This is a genomic window from Hyphomicrobium sp. 2TAF46 (assembly GCF_052114865.1).
Classification (GTDB): Bacteria; Pseudomonadota; Alphaproteobacteria; order Rhizobiales; family Hyphomicrobiaceae; genus Hyphomicrobium_B.
In genome coordinates this window covers 63720-81485 of the sequence record NZ_JBFRFO010000009.1, presented here as the reverse complement: position 1 = coordinate 81485, position 17766 = coordinate 63720, and the positions used below count along the sequence as shown (strand labels likewise).

Below are 17766 nucleotides of genomic sequence, written 5' to 3'. Positions count from 1 at the left end.
TTTCCGAGCATGGAATTGCGTGCCTCACCGGATTCGTTCTAGCGGCTTCGATCGCTCTCGGAGGCGCGACGAGAAGCGGATTTCCCGGAGATGTGATCCTGCAATTCCTCTCCATCATCCTTCTCACCGCAACGCTACGTGAGTTCATCTTTTCCGGCTCGCTTCGGCACTTCAAATGGCCGCTGATCTTTGCCGGTGCATTGGTACTTGTTCCGGCCCTGCAGCTGCTTCCGCTTCCGCCCAAGCTGTGGAGCCTCCTGCCTGGACGTGCGCTCATTGCGGAAACATACGCTCTCATAGATCGGCCTGTTCCACCGCTGCCGCTGACGATGTCACCATCCGCGACGTGGCTGAGCGGATTGGCGCTGCTTCCGCCCGTGGCAGTCTTCCTCGGAACTTTGTCGCTTGGCCACAAGCAACGCCGCCACATCAGCCACGTCATTATCGCCATGGGCATCGGGAGCGTTTTTTTAGGCCTGCTGCAGCTCGCCGAAGGCCCGAACAGTTCGCTCAGATTCTATGAAATCACCAATAGAACCGAGGCCGTCGGCTTCTTCGCAAACAGAAATCATTTTGCGGCCCTCCTCTATGCAACGACGCTCTTCGCGGCCGCGCATCTTGTCGACGCGATCGGCGTGGCAGGTCAGACGACGCCCCGCCGCAGACTCGCATCCGACATTGTCCTGCCTTTGCTGACGTGGCTAACCGCGCTTCTCCTGCTGACGGCCGCGCAATTGATGGCGCGGTCTCGCGCCGGATTGGTTCTGACGGATCTCGCATTGGCCGCAGCCATCGCGCTCGGCATGACCGACCGGCGCAGCAAAGCTTCGAGCGGCGGCTTCGGCCGATGGGTCGTCGCATCATCCGCCGCGGTGATTTTTCTGCTCCTGCCGCTCGCCATCTATCGCATCTTCGACCGGTTCGGAGCGGATCCCTTTGCCGACGCCCGCATCACCTTCGCGCGCAAAACCGCTTCCGCCGCTTATGCATATCTGCCCTTCGGTTCGGGTCTCGGATCATTCGTCCCGGTCTATCAGCTGTTCGAGACGACACCGGATCTCGGCCGCACCTATGCCAATCACGCTCACAACGACTTCCTCGAAGTCTGGCTGGAGACAGGAATATTCGGGCTCGCACTGATGGGTGTATTCGGCGTCTGGATCATTCGACGCACTGCGTCGGTGTGGAAGGAGACTCCGCAGGAACTCCGTTGCATCGATACCGGACTCGCGCGGGCAGCATCCGTGATGGTGCTGCTTCTGCTGGCCCACTCTCTCGTCGAATATCCACTTCGCACAACCGCGGTGATGACAGTTGCATCGGTCGCGCTCGCATTCCTTTTCAGGCCCGCACAATTTCATGAGAAGCGGCACGCCACATGCACTGCCAGCCCGATGGATGGCGAAAACTCTCTGGCACGCCGTCGCTCTCGGACGCCGGTCTCTCGCGAGCCTTGGATGCCCGACGGCGACTGGCCCGAAGCCTGGCAGCGAACCTCTTCGGCGCGCCGGGACCCTTCGTTGCCTTCGGAACCGCCCGACGAGGTAGCGACCATCGCTGCCGATCACGAGCACAATCCGGTGCAAACGGCTGGCGAGGCAGGGGACAACTAACACGAATTAATTCAAACATAACTCTTTAGGACTATTTCAGGTTCCACGAGCCGGAAAAGGGGGGAGTTATGGACGCGCCGCGCCTACCGGATGAACCCAATCCTGCAGGCACGGCATTGTGGGCCGCGGCACTTGCCGGGGGGTTGGGGTTGTCAGTCCTCCTCGCCATCAAGCTGCCGGCCGCCAACGTGATCGCGATCCTTCCGGCGAACGGCATTCTGCTGGCAGGGCTGATCGCCTTCTCCGGCCCCAAGCTGCGTCTGCTGGCGCTCGTGCTCGGCGCCGTCTCCGCCGCGTCGATAGCCGGCATCCTCAATGGATCCACGGGCGCCGCCATAGTCTTCGCCCTCGCGAACACGGGAGAGCTGTTGATCGCGTCGTATCTTATAGCCGGCGGTCGTCGCCGGGCGAATGCCGAGGCCGGCTCGGATGTCTCGAAAGACCAGCAATGCGAATGTAAGACCAAATATTCTGGCGAGCGCGACCGTCTGACGGGTCTTGTCAACCGAACGCTTCTCATCGAGCACATCGAGACCGCCATATCTCGCAGCGAGGACGTGGCTCTGTTATTCATCGATCTCGACAATTTCAAATCCGTCAACGACACCTTCGACCATAAGATCGGCGATCGCCTGCTAAAGACAGTTGCGGGCCGATTGCGCCATAGCGTGCAAGCAATCGACGTCGTCGCCCGGCTCGGCGACGACGAGTTCGCCGTGTTGCTGAGCAAAGGCGCCAACCCGGCTGCAGCAGAAATCGTTGCACGGCGCATCTCGGACTTTCTCAATGCGCCGATAACGGCCGGCGGGCAGGACATTCGCGTCGGCGCAAGCATCGGTGTCGCCTGCTGGCAGACCGAAATGCTCTCCGCCCATGAGTTGTTCAGGCGCGCGGATGTGGCCCTTTACAGAACAAAATCAACCGCTCGCGGGACCTATAACTTCTTCGAAGCGGAAATGGACCAGCGTCTCCAACAGAGACAGGAGCTCGAACAGGACCTTCGACGCGCCCTCGCCGAGCGTGCTTTCGACGTTCATTATCAGCCGATCGTTCGGCTCGCTACGAATGAAGTGGTCGGGCTCGAGGCACTCATCCGCTGGCGTCATCCCAAGCGTGGAATGGTGTCGCCTTCCGAATTCGTTCCCATCGCGGAGGAGATCGGCATCATCGCTCCCATCGGCGACTGGGTTCTCCGCCGTGCGTGCCAAGACGCAGCCCAGTGGCCCGCCCATGTCAAAATATCGGTGAATTTTTCGCGGGCGCAGTTCGAATGTCCCGACCTCAGTGATCGTCTCAAGGCGGTGCTATCCGAAACCGGCCTTTCGCCCAACCGGCTGCAGCTCGAGATCACCGAGACGACGATCATGGCCGATTTTCCAAAAGCCAACGCATTGCTCACCGAACTGCGCGAGCTCGGCGTCGAGACGGCGATGGATGATTTCGGAACGGGCTATTCGTCCTTGAGCTGCCTTCGCAGCTGTCCATTCGACCGTTTGAAAATCGACCGCTCGTTTATCAACGATCTGACAACGAGCCTTGAGGCCCGGCTGGTTCTTTCAACCGTCATCAAGCTGGCAGCGATGCTCGGGATGCACACGACGGCGGAAGGCGTCGAAACGCAAGAGCAGTATGAAATCGTGAAGGCCGAGGGCTGCGGCGAGGTCCAAGGGTACTATTTCAGCGCCGCGAAATCCGCGGCAGAGATCTCCGCTTATTTTGCGAAGCAAACCCACAATTCGATAACTGCGGTATGACCCCCGTTGCATGCCGCACGGACTAGCACCTCCACAAGTTGCACTGCAATTTAAGGTGGAAATGCTCGCGATCAAATAACGGGTGTTCAAAGCGCAGCTGTAGCAAAGCGCCGCTAGCCTTCGCGATTGAGGCTCGCTAATCACTGCGGTTGGCTGGAGCAGAATGATTCCTATTCGCTAGTCACGCGCCCCAGCCATTTGCCGTGTCACTCTGCAGGACTGCGATGAAATCCTCCACCTCGCGCGAACCGCCAGTCTATGTCGTGCTCATCGACAACCGAGGCGTCATCATGGACGTGAGCGCCAAAGCCGGGCCGGCCGACGGCAATCAGAAAATTGCGCTCGGCCAATATCCTGTTGGCGACTCCTATTTTGATCACTGCGATGATGATCATCGAACCGAGATCCAATCGCTCCTGAAGCGCAAGCGCAGCCTCATTTCATTCGTCGTACCGTCGCGGCCGAAGCAGAAGCAGTGGTTTGTCATCATCGGGGTTCCTGTGAGTTCAGACGCGGCGAGCGGCGCGGTTCTCATGCACGTCGATATCGCGGCGTGGGTCCCCGAAACCAAAGAAACCGATACTGCGTCGAAGGCGCAGAAAGCGCCTGTCACACTCAATCCCGGTCTTATCCAGGACACCATCGCGCGAGCACTTTTCCAACAATTCGGGCCCGGTTTTAGCGAGGCGTCTGCTGCTCCGATCCTGCCTCCCGACGTCGAATCCCTTAGTCCGAGGCAGCGGGAAGTTCTGATGTTGCTCGGCGCCGGCAAGAGCAACGCCGAAATCGCCGACGAACTTTCCTGTTCCCTGAATACCGTCAAGCGGCATGTGACAGCGGTCTTGCAAAAGCTCAGATTGCCGAACAGAACGCGCGCTGCGATGATCGCAAATCAGCTCAATATGCGAGCGAAGGGTTAGCGCGCCCGACATTCTCACGCCTGCACACACAGTTTGCTTCGAGCGTCGAAACGCGGCAGGCGCGGCTGGCGCCGCGGTCTTGGCCGGGGCGAGAGCACCGTCTCCAGAATGTCCGGGCTTCGCGCTTCTTTCATCAGGTGCACAACGGCGCGCGCAAGCGCGACCTCGCCGGCTGCGGACTCTTCGGGCGGCGACACGATGGACATGCGAATGCGCGGCGCCGGCGTTTTTCGTGTCGTCGCGAACTTTGCGGCGAGGAACGCCGTCGTAATCGGAATGACGGCGGGGCCTGACGCAGGCCCGACGCATATAAAGTGCAGATCCCTACCGATATAGGGCAACACGGCGTCGAGACAGTAGAGCAACCGGCGTGTTCCCGCCTCGATCGCCTTTTCCGTCGTCATTCGCCGCCGCTTCGAAAATGCCAGCTCCAGCACGACGACATCCAGACGTTCGAACTGTGCGAAGGCGATTTGGAAGAATTCACTCAACGAGTGCGGGCGGTCCAAATCCACGTGCTGGCAGTGGGTGCCTTCGCGACCGTCGATCTTTGCGTCGAACGCCTCGAATTGTGCGGGCGATGCACCGAGCGCCAGCCTGCCGCCGTGTGCGAGAACCAAATCGGTTATCGCCTCTCCAAAGGGCGTAGTGGCCAACGGGATAGCCGCGACTTTTCCCGTCAGCGCCCGAGCCGGCCAGTCGCTCTCAAGGTCCATAGCTCTCACAGTCCTAAACAACCTTAGATTGCATACAAAGTGCTATGCCCGGATAACACCGGAATAGCAACTAGTGGTAGCGCCCGGAATGCGCCCTTCGGTGGATAATTCGTCAAAGGACTATTTGCTTTCTTTGACATAGGCTGCGTAGGCGTCCGGGAAGCCGCGCGTCGAGAACGTCAGGCTGAGCGACTTGTTGGACGTGTCTTGGACAACGGCGGATATTTTCGATGCCTTGCGCATCTGGCTGAGCAGCGGCTCAGTCAAATCGAACTGCGCGAAACATCCCGATCGGCGACAGGCTGCATAGGGAACAGTGAGTGCGGCCTTGCCCTCAACGTCTACGACCACGCCTGCCGGTAGCGATACGCCGACGGGCAACCGGAGCGCCCCCTTGAGCTTGCCCGCCGCGTCCTTGTCAATCGTCAGCACGCCAACCGTTTTGTTGAGCTTTTCGCTTACGAGCGTTTGCGAAAGAACGCAGGATTTGTGGCCCTTCGTTTCAGCCTCGCACGCCACCAGCCAGTCACCGATCGTTTGAACCACCGGCTGCGCTTTCGCGGCCTCTACCGATGCCGGCGCCTCCGCACGTGCAGCGCCAGCGAGAGCAGCCACCACAATTCCGGCCATAAAGCGCAGAATGGATTTATTCATCTCATCATCTCCAATTCAAAATACGTATTTAGCGGTTCGAGACGCGGCCGGAGGACGAATGGGGAGCGGATCGTCCTCCGGCCCAACATCACCAATCAACCCTGACGCCGAGGCTTCCGCCATATCCGACGAAATCATATTTTCCGAATTGGACGTTCCCTTTGGCGAAGGCGCTGATGCCGTTACTCGTCAGGCTGAAGACGTTGACACCGCCCGTGACTTCGCCAAGCGCGCCACTGCGATCGTCTGTCGCCTTGAGTTGGTAATCGCCGCTCGTCACGTCCGCTGTGTTGTTGCCGAGAAATTCGTAGAGGGCGCTGACGCCGATAAACGGCTCATATTTTGCGCGCTCCTTCGCAATGGTCGTTCCGAGACGCACGCCAAGCCGGCCGCGCAAGCTATCACCGTTCGAAAAGTTCACCGATGTATCGTACAGATCCATCGCGTCGATGTTCGCGTTGACATAGGAGAGCGTCGCCCCCGGCTCGATGAAGGCATTGCCGCGCGTTACGCGATACCCAACATCGATGACACCGCCGATTGCCGTCAGATTCGAATGCTCTTTCACCGACTGACTGCCAGAGTATTTGACGTTTCCGAGATTTGCCATGAATTGGCCGTCGATGAACCAGCCGCCTTGCAGATAGGTGACGTAAGCACCGATGGCGCCGCTCTGGAAATCGGCCCTGTTGGCAGAGCGATCGAAATTCAATTCCGATCGCAGATAGCCGCCCATGACGCCGACCATCCAGATGCCGTTTCCGTCTGCGGTGCTGCGGATAACGTCGTAGCCTCCGATGACGCCGCCGCCGTCGAGTTGCGCGTTGACGGAATACGCCGCGGTCGAATTCATCAACGTGAACGCGTGGCTCGTCGAACGCGATTCCGACGATCCAAGCACCTTTGCCCAAACACCGGACGCCGGCTTTGCGCATCCCGCGTTCGTGTCCTTGAGGCTGACCGGCGCACACGTCTCATTCAGCGCCGTGCGCAAATCTGCCGTCCGGTCAAGCCAGGCGCCCGCTGCGTTGTGCCAGATCGATTGGGCCGCGGACGTCAAACTCGGCAGCTCGAAGAACGTCTGATTGGGCGCGCTGGCGAGTACCCATTCGTTTGAGCCGTTGAGATAGAGATCGTACGTAAACATACCGGTTTCGATCGGGCCGTTGGCCAGGAAGAAGCTACCGGCTGGCAGCGAGCCCGTAGCACCCACGATCTTGGTTCCGTATGGGTTGTAGGCGCCGAAACCTGAGCTGACGTTGTTGATATAGACGGCGGTCGTTCCTGTTACATCGCCCTCGATCTCGAGCGTATCCGAGATGGAGTTCGACGCAGTTCCGAGGAACGCATCAACCTTCAGAGCGCTTTGACCGTCGGCGCCGTAGTAAGTTAGTTCGCCTCCATCGGTCGGCCTCAGAATAAAGACATCGCCCGCATGGCCGTCCTGCAAATCGATCGTGCCCTTGTCGCCATTGCCGCCGTTGTTGAAATATTCAACACCCGTCAGAATGGTGATGTCGTTGTAAGCAGGGTTGTTCGGGTCTGTCGTGTAGATCGTTCCCGTGTTGTTGAAGACGTCTGCGAGACCGCCACCGAGATCGCTCGTTCCGGTGAAGTGCCAGCTGTCGTTGCTCGTGTTGTTGAAGACGTTCGCCGTTTCGGTATAGTCCGCGCCGGACAGGTCTATTCTGCCGATCATCGTCCCGTCGTTGTTGATCGTGACGGCGCCGCCGCGTGCTTCAACAATGAGGTCGTCCGTCAACCCACGAGAGCTGCGAATGAGGCCTTCAGCATTGTTATTGATTGTCGCGCCTTCCTCGGTCGAAAGCTCGATCGCTGCCCCATGCCTTCCACCGCCCTCGATCAATCCGGAGGAATTGATCGTTGCCGACTCGGCCTGAATCGATATCGCACTTTTCCGACCTTTGATCGTGCCGTCGCCGTTGTCGATCGTGACGAAATCATCTGCTCTCACGTCGACGCCGGTGCCGCGACGGCCTCGGATCATGCCGCCGTCGTTTCCGATCCAAACGTCACCATCGATGCGGCTGAGCTTGATGCCGTCGTCGCGGCCCTGGATGGAGCCTCTTTGATTGTCGATTCCGACATCGCCATCGACACGACTGACGTTCACGCCATCGCCTCGCTCGCCGATTATTCTTCCGCCGCGGCTGTTCGATATGATGACATCGTCGCCGACATTGCGAATTCTCACACCATCATCGTGGCCAGTGATCTTGCCGCCAAATCGATTGTTGATCCAAACATCATCGTCGACGTTGCGGATGTCGATGCCATCGCCGCGCTCGCCCTCGATTCTGCCGCCATAACTGTTGTCGATGGCAACGTCGTCATCGACATTCCGGATGTGAATTCCGTCGTCGTGCCCGACGATCCGTCCTCCGCGCGTATTGTCGATGCCGACCCATCCATCCGCATCTTCGATGCGAATTCCGTCGCCGTTCCGCCCGCGAATGCTGCCGCCCGCGCTATTGGCGATCATGACATCATCGACATCGTTGATCTGAATGCCGTTATCGCGTCCGGTGATTTTGCCGTGAAAGCGATTATCGATGCCGACGCCGTCGCCGACATGCCTAATGTCGATGCCATCGTCGCGCCATCCCGCGATGGTGCCGCCATAGCTGTTGATGACGATGACGTTGTCGCGAACGTCACGGACGTGTATGCCGTCGTCCTCTCCGGTGATCTTGCCGTCCCGATTGTGAATGGCGACGCCCCCCCGGACGTCGCTTACGCGGGCGCCATCCTCCCCGCCGGTAATGCTGCCACCATCGCTGTCGATTTTGACGTCACCACGAACATTTGAGATATCGACGCCGCTGTCGTAGCGGCCGGCGATCTTTCCGTCGTCATTGAAAATCGTGACGTCGCCACGGACCTTCGAGATTTCTACGCCCGAGTCTTGGCCGAATATCCTGCCGCCGTCATGATTGTCGATCCTGATGTCGTCGCGGACGTCGCTGATATCGATGCCGTCGCCGTGACGGCCGGTGATCGTGCCGCCGTGGCTGTTTGTGATCGTGACATCGTCGCGAACATCGCGGATCTTGATGCCGTCGTCACGACCTGTGATACGGCCTCCGAAGCTGTTTGAGATTCGCACGTCATCACCGACATCCCTGATGTCGATGCCGTCGTCGTGTCCGTAGATTCTGCCGCCAAAGCGATTGTCGATACGAACGTCACCCCTGGCGTCGTCAATATAGATGCCATCGTCGCCGTGACCGATGACTTTGCCTCCGAAGCGGTTGTCGATCCGGATATAACCTCGGACGCGGGTGATCTTGATTCCCTCGTCGGAGCCCTCGATTAGGGCATCGTTCCAGTCTCCGCCGTAGCGGTTCTTTATGGATACATCGCCGTTGATGTTTTTGATCCGGACACCAGCGCCATGGGTGTTGACGATATGATCGTAGTCATTATCGACGTTGGCGTGATTTTTATCGTGGATATAGACGCCGCCAGGGTCGGCAACTGCCGTTCCGCTGCCGACGATCAAAGTTAGCGCCAGGGCGGAGATGAAGCAGGACGGCGGAGTGATGCCGTGAAAGCGATGTCGCTCCGTCAACCATCGCCCGAAACCGAATTTCCCGTTCTCGCAGTTTCGGCCAAGCTTATCGAGCACAGATGCGCGCTTGCGATCCATGAAAGTCCCCCAAATGTTTGGAACGCAGCACACAAGCCCTCGCGTTCGGAAAAGCGGTGCCTTCCGTCGAGAATTGCCAGCACAGTGAGCAACACTGCGAATCGCGAGTTGTGATCCTTAGGTACTATATGAGTAGTACCTAGAAAAGCATCCGTTCGCTCTATTTCTGATGGTTTTCACAGGAATCGACCGCGCACGCCGAAAATTTCGCAGCAAACAATGGCTCGATCGCCCCGGTTTTAGCGGGACCTCATACGCGCAGAGTGGAATCGGAAGAATTTCGATCCTGCCGTGGCGGCTCGGCTGCCATCAGAATCAAAGCGAGGTCGCCTTGGCGTCCGCAAAGGCTAGGCTCAACTGCTGCGCGGAGGCCGTACGAGAGGGCGGAAGATGGGACCGCGCTCGATATTTCGAACGGCGTGTGTCACGTCATTCTCGATAGATGCTGATGCCCTGCTCAATCCCGAGGGCACCAAGTCCGCCCGAAAATTCGCAGCAACGAGATGATCATCGTGCCTGAGGAAGGACTGATGTTCGTCCACGATTGGTCGCGCCGGCGGCGACATGAGCGAAGCGCGCCATGCTTCGAGTTCCGAGCAAAAGCTCGTCACATCGAACGCGGGCGCGCCGCGCGTTTCAGGTTTACTCTCAGAATATATTTCGTGCGGTCCGGATAGGAGTCGTTGCGCCAATATGGAAGGGCGGCGAATGATGTCGTTTTCCGGGCTTTCTGCAGTATTTCTCTTGATCGGACCGACGGAATCCGTACTGCGGCTATGCCAGGCCTCCTGGGCCACATTGCTTGTCATCTCGATAATTCCTGCGCACATGCGAGCGACGGGGAAGAGAAAATTTTTCATGTTTTATTTCCACCGGAGCACGCCTGCGTTCCATTCGAGATGCTGGCCGAGATGATGGTCAACGCGCTCGATCATGAAGTCGCTCGCACTGTCGCCGCCCGCTGCGCCTCCAAATCGATGCCCCGCACCAGCGCGTTACATCTGCCTTAACGGCTGGTGAAAATCGTAACGGGCCAGCTCATCCGTGCCCTGCCTGAACTCGCGCTCTTCCGCAGCCTTGATGGTGTGGCGGCTGACGACTTGCGACAGCTCCTGGATCGTGCGTTTGCGTGCGGCGCCGGTTACGGCCAGCACGGTGAGAATTTCCTGAATCAATTGCTCCTCGACGGCAGCATCCTGCCGGTAGGCCTCAAGTACAGCTTCAAGCTCTGGTCGCATAAAATTCTCCTCGAATCGAAAGTATTAATCTTAATTAACTAGTACTTCGGGAGAAAATGCAACGATTGCTCTCGATCTACATTATGCAATTCGTGTGGATGGCGCTTTCTCGCGCTTTTTGCGCGCTCGGTAACGATCCGATAATTCTTGAATAGTACCTTGGGATCATGTTGAATTTTATTCAAAGCGTGGACGGTAGGCATATGCGGCCTGGAGCATTGGCACGAAACTTTTTGCGCAGACGAGACGACCGCCATCGGGTCAGCATTACAGCGATCCTGGAATGCCGAGGCATCACCCAGAATGTGCGCGTCGTTGATTTTTCCGCTTCAGGCCTTCGTGTCGACGGCATTCGAGGGCTTGCGACGGGAGACCCCATTCAAATCTCCCTCACGCCAGACATATCGCTAGCCGGGGAGGTCGCTTGGGCCGTTTGGCACAAAGCAGGAATCAAGCTGCTGCCGGAGCTAGATGAGACGCAGCCGGCGTACCTGTTCCTCACAGAGCAGGCGTTCGCCATCGAACAATTGCGTATTCGGGCACTGGCGTCGCTCGCCAAGGACCGAGCGAGCGCCGCGGGCCGCCCGGGCCGGGGATCAGTCTAGGCCACCATTCCGCAAGCGACAGGCTCGCGCAGGGTTATCCATCTAGATCGGAAGATGCGCTCGGCGGCTTCGCTTTTCGGGCGGGTTTTGATTGCGCTTGTCCGGAGAATTCGATGGCAATGAACCAATGGCCTTCGCTGTCCGATCTGATCGACGATGAGGAGCAGGCGGACGGCCTTCCGAGCACCGTCGTTCCGTTCGATCCCGCCACGGCTTCGGCTACGGATTTGCTGCTTCATGGGTTGCAGATCGCACGCTTGGGTGAGCTGGATGTCGCCGCGGAGCTTTTCGCCAAGGCGATCGTGAAGGAGCCGGATTCGGCCGATGCCTACGAGGCCTTGGCAACGGTTCTCCTTCCGCTCGGCAAGCTCGAGTTTGCAGCGCGTGCCAAGGGCAAGGCTATCAGCCTCGGTTACAATTCCGCTTCGTCGTGGGAGATGCTCGGCGATATTTTCGTCAAACTCGGACAATTCGAAGGCGCCGTCGAAGCCTTTACGTCGGCGATAGAACTCGATCCCTCCGCGCCATCGTTGCAGAGCAAGCTGCAAAACACCGTTGCACGGCGTGCGGGCGGTCTGCGGGTGGCCGCGTCCGTCGCGGCTTCGCCGGCAGTTGAAACCGCGGTACGCGCGGACGCGGACCTCTTCGAAGCGGATTTCCTCAGCACGGACCTCATCCCACCTGCCTGGCGCAGAGTCAGCCTCGTCACGATCACGCCCGATGGCAATCCGCATACGGCAGGCTTCGACGATCTTGCACTGGGATTTGAAAGCGGTCTCAGGTCGCTCGGCGTTGAGGTCGAGCGCAAAACCAACGCGCTGCAAACTTCTGGCATCAATCTGCTGCTCGGTGCTCATCTTATCGACACGCCGGAACTCGCGGACCGCGTTCCGATGAACACCGTGATCATCAATCTCGAACAGGTGGCCGGGTTCGATGTGCGCTCGCGACCGATTTACCTCAACCTGTTGAGCCGCCTCGCGGTTTGGGATTACAGCGTCCGCAACATCGATGCGTTGCGCCGGCTCACCGGTAACCCCTATGTTCGCCACGTCAGCGTCGGATATGCGCCAGAGCTGACGCGCGCTCTTCCGCCGTCCGAACAGCCGGTCGACGTTCTCTTTTACGGCAGCTTGAATGCGCGCCGTCAGGCTGTCCTTGTGGCGCTCGGCGCTGCCGGGCTCAACGTGAAGCATCTCTTCAACGTTTATGGAGAAGCGCGCGACCGGGCGATTGCGGACGCAAAAGTCGTTCTCAATATGCACTTCTACCAGGACAGCATCCACGAGATCGTCCGGACATCATACCTCCTCGCGAACCGCAAAGCTGTCGTATCCGAATGCGGGCCGCATACGGAGATCGACGACGACATCAAGAGCGCGATGCTGGCCGTTCCGTATGACGATCTCGTGTCTAGCTGTGTATCGCTCGTTCGCGACGAGCCGCGCCGGCGGGCACTCGAGCGGCGGGCATTCGAAGTGTTCGCGAAACGGGATCAAGCGAAAATCTTGCGCGAGACGATAGCGGCGACGGTCCTGCCGAATGCCCACTAGTCCGGTGGCGCGGAAGGTTTTAGGCAGCGTTTCGTAATACGCTGCTCAACGGCGCGAGCTTCGACCAGCGGCCATCAAGCTCGGCAATGTCCGCCTGATGCTGCGCGCCGAAACCGTTCTTGATGTCGAAGCTATCGCGTTTCTCCGAAATCTGCAGCTTGCGCGCCTTGAATGCATTCGACCACGGACTGAACCCGTACCACCGGATCGATCCAAGCTCGCGGCTGCCGTTGCACTGGCGCGGCAAATGCGATGAGTGCCTGCCGGGCGTATACGCTCCGATCGCGTAGCGGTGGTAGAGCCGGCTGCGCGTCGGAAATGTCAGACCCGGAATAGCCAGGGACGCGAAATCGATCTCGTCTTCCCAGATGCCCGTGGCCTTCTGCTCGATCAACGGCCGCAGCGGATCTGGAGGATTTTGCGGATCGGTATCGACCATCACGGCGCCGGGCAGGCAGACGCCCGTCAAGTCGTGCTGAGCAATAACCCGCTCCATCTTTTGCAATCCGGGAGCGACGAAAAATTCAGTGGTGTTGAGTGCGAGTTTCCACGCGTCCGGGAAACGTTGCTCATGCTTCATCACTTCGAAATCGCAGAGAAGCGCCGCGAACGTGGCGTTTTCAGATGGAACGATTTCCCAATGGGGCACAAGCTCGCGACAGATTTCGACGGACGCATCTGTCGAGTGGTAATCGATCAGGACGCCGTGATCGAAAATCTCGCGATGATGGCGGAGCCACCAAGGAAGCAGATAGGCCTCGTTGAAGAAGTGCGAGATAACGACCCGCTTCGGCATTGTCGTTTCACCCGATCTCACGAAGCGTCGGAAAATAGACGATGAATTTCGGCGATGCGTTGCCGCTCTGCTGGCGGATCTTTCGGATCAGCTCATCGGCAAAATTCCAGGCACCGATCAGAAACGTCGTGTCGCCGGCGATTTCGGCCGCCTTGCTGAAGGGCTGGATCGCATGTTGCGTGCCTGGGATCGTCAGTCCAACCTTCAGTGCCGCTTCGTCGAGATAGACATCGGGCACGATGCCGGCGGCGCGGACGAACGTCAGCGCTTTTGCCGCGACGCCGACGAGACCAATCTTTCGGCCCGTTGCGCGATGTTGCTTGACGACTTCAGCTGCGGCGCTCATTGCGCCCTTGGCGCCGTCAGCAAACGTCGCGTAGGCGCTCAAGACTTCGGCGCCGGAGAGTTCGCGTGACAGCGATGGCGGCGTCGGCGACGGCCACGCGACAGTGAAAGGCTCGCCGCCATCGAAAGCGAACGGCGCTGACGCATCGTCGGATCTTCTGAGGAAAGAAAGCAGGCTCACGCCGTGGACGGAGGTGAGCTGGGACGCCTCGACACGCAAGCCGCAAGTCTCTGCCAAGCGGGCCATCGAAGCGACGGTATAGAACGAATAATGCTCGTGATAGACGGTGTCGAACTCGCCGTTGGCGATCATCAACGCCTGGCTCGTCTGGATGATCGCGACACCGCCCGGTGCCAGGCATTCGCGCACGCCGCGCATGAACGTCGCCGGGTCCGGGGTGTGGGCCGCGACGTTCATCGCGATGATGATATCGAACTGCCCTTCCGGCCGCGCGTACGGGAAGAAGCCGGTGACGACTTTCCGTCCGGCGGCGCTCGCGATCTTATTCAGGTTTTCGGCGGGATCGACACCCACGGCGTCGAAGCCTCGCGCTTCCAGGCATCCCAAGAGGCTGCCGTCGTTCGAAGCGATTTCCAGAGCGCGGGCGCCGGGCTTGCTCGCGCGCAGCAACGTATCGGCGAACCATTCGAAATAGGCCTTGAGCGTTCCGCTGGTGCCGCTCGCGTAGAGGTAATGCTTGAAGAGCTTGGCCGGATCGACGAAGTGCGTTAGCTGACCGTGCGTGCAATGTGGACAGATCGCGAAGCCTAACGGAAAGGCTTCATGCGGCTCATCGGCATCGGCGAGCAACTGATTGGCCGGTGGCTGAACATCCAGACCGAGCAACGGCGTCACGAGCCCATTGCAAACGATGCAGGTACGCTGTGGTTCGCAATCTGCCGTCATGATGCAACTTTTAGTTCGGGGCGATAGCTGGCACTAAACCGCTCACAGCGTTCGGCCATGCTGACGGCGCGCGCCGCGCCGCAGAGCGATTGGATTTTCTGGCAATTCATCTGGAACGAGTACGTTGTCGAGCTGCCGTGATCGATCACCGGCACACCGTGGAAGGCGGCGATGCTGTCGGCGAGCTGGCCGATACTGATGTTGAGCGAGCCGGTATTGAGAATCGGCGGAAGTTCGTCGCGAAACTCGATGAGCTTCAGAACGTAGTGAGCGAGATCCTCGAGGAAGAGGATGTTGCGATAGGAGCGTCTGTTGCGGACTTGGACGCAGCCGTCGCGCATCGCAGCGATATTCATCGCGTTGAAGATCAGCTCCGGGCGGAGGAAAGGGCTCATGCCGCAGACCGTCCCGAGGCGAATTCCCGTTATGGCGTTCGCGAAGCAGCGCGCGAGCGCGTCCATCGAAACCTTCGAGCAATCGTACGGATTGACCGGGTCGAGCCGCGTTTCGGATTCGTCGAGGGACGGCGGTGCTATGCCGTTCTCTGACATCATCACCGAGTAGACGCTCGCGGTGCTGGCGTAGATCAACCGAGCATTGAGCGGTTTGCGCCGTGCGAAATGAAGAAGATCGAGGCAGTTGTTGGCGAGGGCGCCGTCGGGGTCACTGAGCGACATCGGAACGCTCGAATGCCCGGCGAACCAGAGAATGACGTTGAAATCGGCCAGATCCGCTATCGTCAGTTCCTGATAGCGGCAGCGCATGGCGTTCGGTACGCCCGCGAGGCGATCGACGTTCTGGTCGCAGACCGAAACGTCAAGTCCGGCCTGTACTAGAGCCGGCAACAGGTAGCTGCCCACGTAACCGTGGCCGACAAGAAGAATTTTCACCGCGCCTCCCACAGATCGCACAGTGACTGATCTGTTTCAGGTTTGGCTTGCGCGTGCCTTGTGACGATTACCGGGGCGCCGGTGCCATTTTCTTCCGCCGGCGCACCGCAGATGCGGGCCCTGCTCCAACCAGTTCTAGAAATGCCAATTCGGCCTGGCTGACGTAGCGCTCCTTGTGATGCAGCACATGGAAGGAGCGGTGCGGCAGGGGAAACTCCGGCGAAACGAGCCTGCCCGAAAGTAGCGCAGATTCTGCGACCAGATTTGAAATGGCCGTCACTCCGACCCCGACTTCCACGGCGGAGCACACGGCCTCGTTCGATGGTAGTTCGAGCGCGACATCGAGATCGGCCAATGTCATTGACATTGACTTCAAAGCTTTTTCGAATTCGGTCCGTGTCCCGGAACCCTGCTCCCGCAAAACCCACCGGGTCGACAGCAAATCGGAGGTCTCAAGCTCGGGTTTCGAAGCCAGCGCGTGCGTCGGCCCAACAACAATGATCAACCTGTCGCCTTCGATGCTGCGGACAGAGAGGTGAGGATCGTCGATTACGCCTTCGACGAGTCCGATGTGGGCAGCGCCTTCATGGGTCGCGGTGGCTACTTGTTGCGTATTGCCCGCACTGAGCTTCAGCTTGATGTCGGGATACAGCCGATGAAACGTCGCGAGAATGGGCGGAAGCCAATAGTTGATGATGGTCTGGCTGGCGAAGATCGACAAGGTGCCACGCTTCATTCCAGACAGGTCCTGCAGGGCCTTTTCAGCCGTTGCAGCACGTGCGAGTACGCCACGTGCTTCAGTGAGAAATATACGGCCGGCGTCCGTCAACTCGATGCGCCGTCCGACTCGATCAAACAGCTTCACCGCGTAGCGGTCTTCGAGTGCTGCGATCGCCGAACTCGCCGCCGATTGTGTGATGTTGATCTCCTGGGCAGCTTGCGTCACATGCTGGCGCTCCGCTACGGCAACGAAGATCCGCAACTGCTCGAGGGTCATATGGTCCTCTTCACGTTCAAGCCACGGCTTTGATCAGGGTCAAGCTGAAGCTCGCAATAAACAATGACGACGCGGCGCCAAGCATAAGCGGTTTCAAGCCTCTCGCCTTCAGCTTCGAGATGTCAGTCTCGAGGCCCATTGCCGCGAGCGATATTGATAGCAAGACCGTCGTCAACGTCACGAGAACCTTCTTGGCTTCGGTCGGAATGTCGATGAGGCTGTTCAATGCCACCAGCGCGATAAAACCGACGAGAAACCAAGGCATCGGTGCCTTTTCCGTGGCGCTTGCCGTTGCATGGTAGCTCTTGCGCCGCGCCGCGAGAACGCCGAGGGCAATCACCGTCGGCGCAAGCAGCATTACGCGGCTGAGCTTGGCTATTGTTCCATACTCTCCGGACGACTGGCCGTCTTGAAATGACGTCGCAACGACCTGGGCGATCTCGTGAATTGAAGCGCCAGTCCATAGACCGAAGGCATGCGGATCGAGGTGAAGCAAGCCGGGCAGGACCGGATATGCAAACATTGCGACTGAGCCAAAGATCGTTACGCAAGCAACGGCATACGCGACGTCTTCGTCGTGCCCTCTGGTGACGGTGTTCGTCGCGATAACGGCAGACGCACCGCAAATCGACGTTCCAGCCGCGATAAGCTCAGTCAGCTTGCGTTCAACGCCGAGCATGCGGCCAAGCCAAGTCGTAAACGCGAACGTCGCGAAGAGGGTCACAACGATAATTGCAAATCCGCGCGGGCCGACCTCGGCGATCTGTTGGGCAGTCAACTGCAGACCGAGCAAAATAATCGCAAAGCGAAGGATGCGGCGAAGCGAGAACGTAACGCCTGCCTTCGCTCGAAGGGGAGTGCCGATGATATTGTGAAAGGCCATGCCAATGACGATCGCTAGGATCATCGGGCTGAAGGTTGCAACACCCGGAATTTCGCGAAGAGCGAACGCAAGACCGGCGATCGTTGTCGTCAGCAAAAGGCCCGGCGAGATGACACGCACGTAGGACGTGGGCGTATGGCCCGGGGAGGGCGTGGAGACTGGGCGGCCAAAATGCTGCTCTGGCTTCTCGGACCGGATAATTGCCAGGAACGACGGCATAATTTA

At 59.0% G+C, this 17766-nt stretch carries 14 protein-coding genes; 5 read left to right on the top strand and 9 right to left on the bottom strand.

Features of this window, described 5'->3' with window-relative positions:
- The first annotated feature begins 92 nt into the window (after window positions 1–92).
- The 3 genes from AB4Z24_RS18515 (at window position 93) to AB4Z24_RS18505 (ending at window position 4287) form a co-directional block, all read left to right on the top strand.
- Complete coding sequence (locus AB4Z24_RS18515) at window positions 93–1613, top strand: O-antigen ligase family protein (RefSeq protein WP_441710526.1); 1521 nt, start codon at window positions 93–95, stop codon at window positions 1611–1613.
- Window positions 1614–1681: 68 nt separating this feature from the next.
- Window positions 1682–3367 carry a putative bifunctional diguanylate cyclase/phosphodiesterase gene (locus AB4Z24_RS18510; protein ID WP_441710525.1) on the top strand — a complete coding sequence of 562 codons (1686 nt, stop codon included), beginning with the start codon at window positions 1682–1684 and terminating at the stop codon, window positions 3365–3367.
- A gap of 224 nt (window positions 3368–3591) precedes the next feature.
- Window positions 3592–4287 (top strand): response regulator transcription factor, encoded by a 696-nt coding sequence (locus AB4Z24_RS18505; protein ID WP_441710524.1) that lies wholly within the window; start codon window positions 3592–3594, stop codon window positions 4285–4287.
- 14 nt (window positions 4288–4301) lie between these two features.
- Here the strand turns inward: AB4Z24_RS18505 and AB4Z24_RS18500 are convergent, their stop codons facing one another.
- The 4 genes from AB4Z24_RS18500 to AB4Z24_RS18485 all read right to left on the bottom strand — a co-directional run bounded on the left by AB4Z24_RS18500 (window position 4302) and on the right by AB4Z24_RS18485 (window position 10565).
- Entirely contained in the window at window positions 4302–5003 is a 702-nt protein-coding gene (locus tag AB4Z24_RS18500) for an SDR family oxidoreductase (RefSeq protein WP_441710523.1), read from the bottom strand.
- A 120-nt stretch (window positions 5004–5123) separates the two neighbouring features.
- The gene (locus tag AB4Z24_RS18495; protein WP_441710522.1) at window positions 5124–5657 is read right to left on the bottom strand and encodes an invasion associated locus B family protein; all 534 of its coding nucleotides are present in this window, start codon (window positions 5655–5657) and stop codon (window positions 5124–5126) included.
- An 88-nt stretch (window positions 5658–5745) separates the two neighbouring features.
- Window positions 5746–9327 (bottom strand): autotransporter domain-containing protein, encoded by a 3582-nt coding sequence (locus AB4Z24_RS18490; protein ID WP_441710521.1) that lies wholly within the window; start codon window positions 9325–9327, stop codon window positions 5746–5748.
- 995 nt (window positions 9328–10322) lie between these two features.
- Window positions 10323–10565 (bottom strand): hypothetical protein, encoded by a 243-nt coding sequence (locus AB4Z24_RS18485; protein ID WP_290990251.1) that lies wholly within the window; start codon window positions 10563–10565, stop codon window positions 10323–10325.
- Between the two features lie 167 nt (window positions 10566–10732).
- Here AB4Z24_RS18485 and AB4Z24_RS18480 point away from each other — a divergent pair, with 167 nt between their 5' ends.
- Together AB4Z24_RS18480 and AB4Z24_RS18475 are read left to right on the top strand one after the other, a co-directional pair.
- On the top strand, window positions 10733–11170 hold the full coding sequence (locus AB4Z24_RS18480; RefSeq protein ID WP_441710520.1) for a PilZ domain-containing protein: 438 nt from the start codon (window positions 10733–10735) through the stop codon (window positions 11168–11170).
- 113 nt (window positions 11171–11283) lie between these two features.
- Window positions 11284–12723, top strand: a complete 1440-nt coding sequence (locus tag AB4Z24_RS18475) for a tetratricopeptide repeat protein (RefSeq protein ID WP_441710519.1) — start codon at window positions 11284–11286, stop codon at window positions 12721–12723.
- Between the two features lie 19 nt (window positions 12724–12742).
- On the opposite strand, the gene AB4Z24_RS18470 is transcribed toward AB4Z24_RS18475, so the two are convergent.
- From AB4Z24_RS18470 to AB4Z24_RS18450, 5 genes are all read right to left on the bottom strand, one after another.
- Entirely contained in the window at window positions 12743–13519 is a 777-nt protein-coding gene (locus tag AB4Z24_RS18470) for a glycosyltransferase family 2 protein (RefSeq protein WP_441710518.1), read from the bottom strand.
- Window positions 13520–13526: 7 nt separating this feature from the next.
- Window positions 13527–14771, bottom strand: coding sequence for a class I SAM-dependent methyltransferase (locus AB4Z24_RS18465; RefSeq protein ID WP_441710517.1), 1245 nt, complete (start codon window positions 14769–14771; stop codon window positions 13527–13529).
- Window positions 14768–15661, bottom strand: coding sequence for an NAD-dependent epimerase/dehydratase family protein (locus tag AB4Z24_RS18460; protein WP_441710516.1), 894 nt, complete (start codon window positions 15659–15661; stop codon window positions 14768–14770). Before AB4Z24_RS18460 ends, AB4Z24_RS18465 begins: the two co-directional genes overlap by 4 nt.
- 67 nt (window positions 15662–15728) lie before the next feature.
- On the bottom strand, window positions 15729–16658 hold the full coding sequence (locus tag AB4Z24_RS18455) for a LysR substrate-binding domain-containing protein (protein WP_441710515.1): 930 nt from the start codon (window positions 16656–16658) through the stop codon (window positions 15729–15731).
- Window positions 16659–16674: 16 nt separating this feature from the next.
- A complete protein-coding gene (locus AB4Z24_RS18450; protein ID WP_441710514.1) occupies window positions 16675–17760 on the bottom strand; it encodes a YeiH family protein in 1086 nt (361 codons plus the stop codon).
- Window positions 17761–17766 lie beyond the last annotated feature (6 nt).

Excerpts from the sequence above, each read along its gene's own strand:
- AB4Z24_RS18510 (WP_441710525.1), top strand. The coding sequence starts at position 1,682 with ATGGACGCGCCGCGCCTACCGGATGAACCCAATCCTGCAGGCACGGCA.
- AB4Z24_RS18505 (WP_441710524.1), top strand. The coding sequence starts at position 3,592 with ATGAAATCCTCCACCTCGCGCGAACCGCCAGTCTATGTCGTGCTCATC.
- AB4Z24_RS18500 (WP_441710523.1), bottom strand. The coding sequence starts at position 5,003 with ATGGACCTTGAGAGCGACTGGCCGGCTCGGGCGCTGACGGGAAAAGTC.
- AB4Z24_RS18495 (WP_441710522.1), bottom strand. The coding sequence starts at position 5,657 with ATGAATAAATCCATTCTGCGCTTTATGGCCGGAATTGTGGTGGCTGCT.
- AB4Z24_RS18490 (WP_441710521.1), bottom strand. The coding sequence starts at position 9,327 with ATGGATCGCAAGCGCGCATCTGTGCTCGATAAGCTTGGCCGAAACTGC.
- AB4Z24_RS18485 (WP_290990251.1), bottom strand. The coding sequence starts at position 10,565 with ATGCGACCAGAGCTTGAAGCTGTACTTGAGGCCTACCGGCAGGATGCT.
- AB4Z24_RS18480 (WP_441710520.1), top strand. The coding sequence starts at position 10,733 with ATGTTGAATTTTATTCAAAGCGTGGACGGTAGGCATATGCGGCCTGGA.
- AB4Z24_RS18475 (WP_441710519.1), top strand. The coding sequence starts at position 11,284 with ATGGCAATGAACCAATGGCCTTCGCTGTCCGATCTGATCGACGATGAG.
- AB4Z24_RS18470 (WP_441710518.1), bottom strand. The coding sequence starts at position 13,519 with ATGCCGAAGCGGGTCGTTATCTCGCACTTCTTCAACGAGGCCTATCTG.
- AB4Z24_RS18465 (WP_441710517.1), bottom strand. The coding sequence starts at position 14,771 with ATGACGGCAGATTGCGAACCACAGCGTACCTGCATCGTTTGCAATGGG.
- AB4Z24_RS18455 (WP_441710515.1), bottom strand. The coding sequence starts at position 16,658 with ATGACCCTCGAGCAGTTGCGGATCTTCGTTGCCGTAGCGGAGCGCCAG.
- AB4Z24_RS18450 (WP_441710514.1), bottom strand. The coding sequence starts at position 17,760 with ATGCCGTCGTTCCTGGCAATTATCCGGTCCGAGAAGCCAGAGCAGCAT.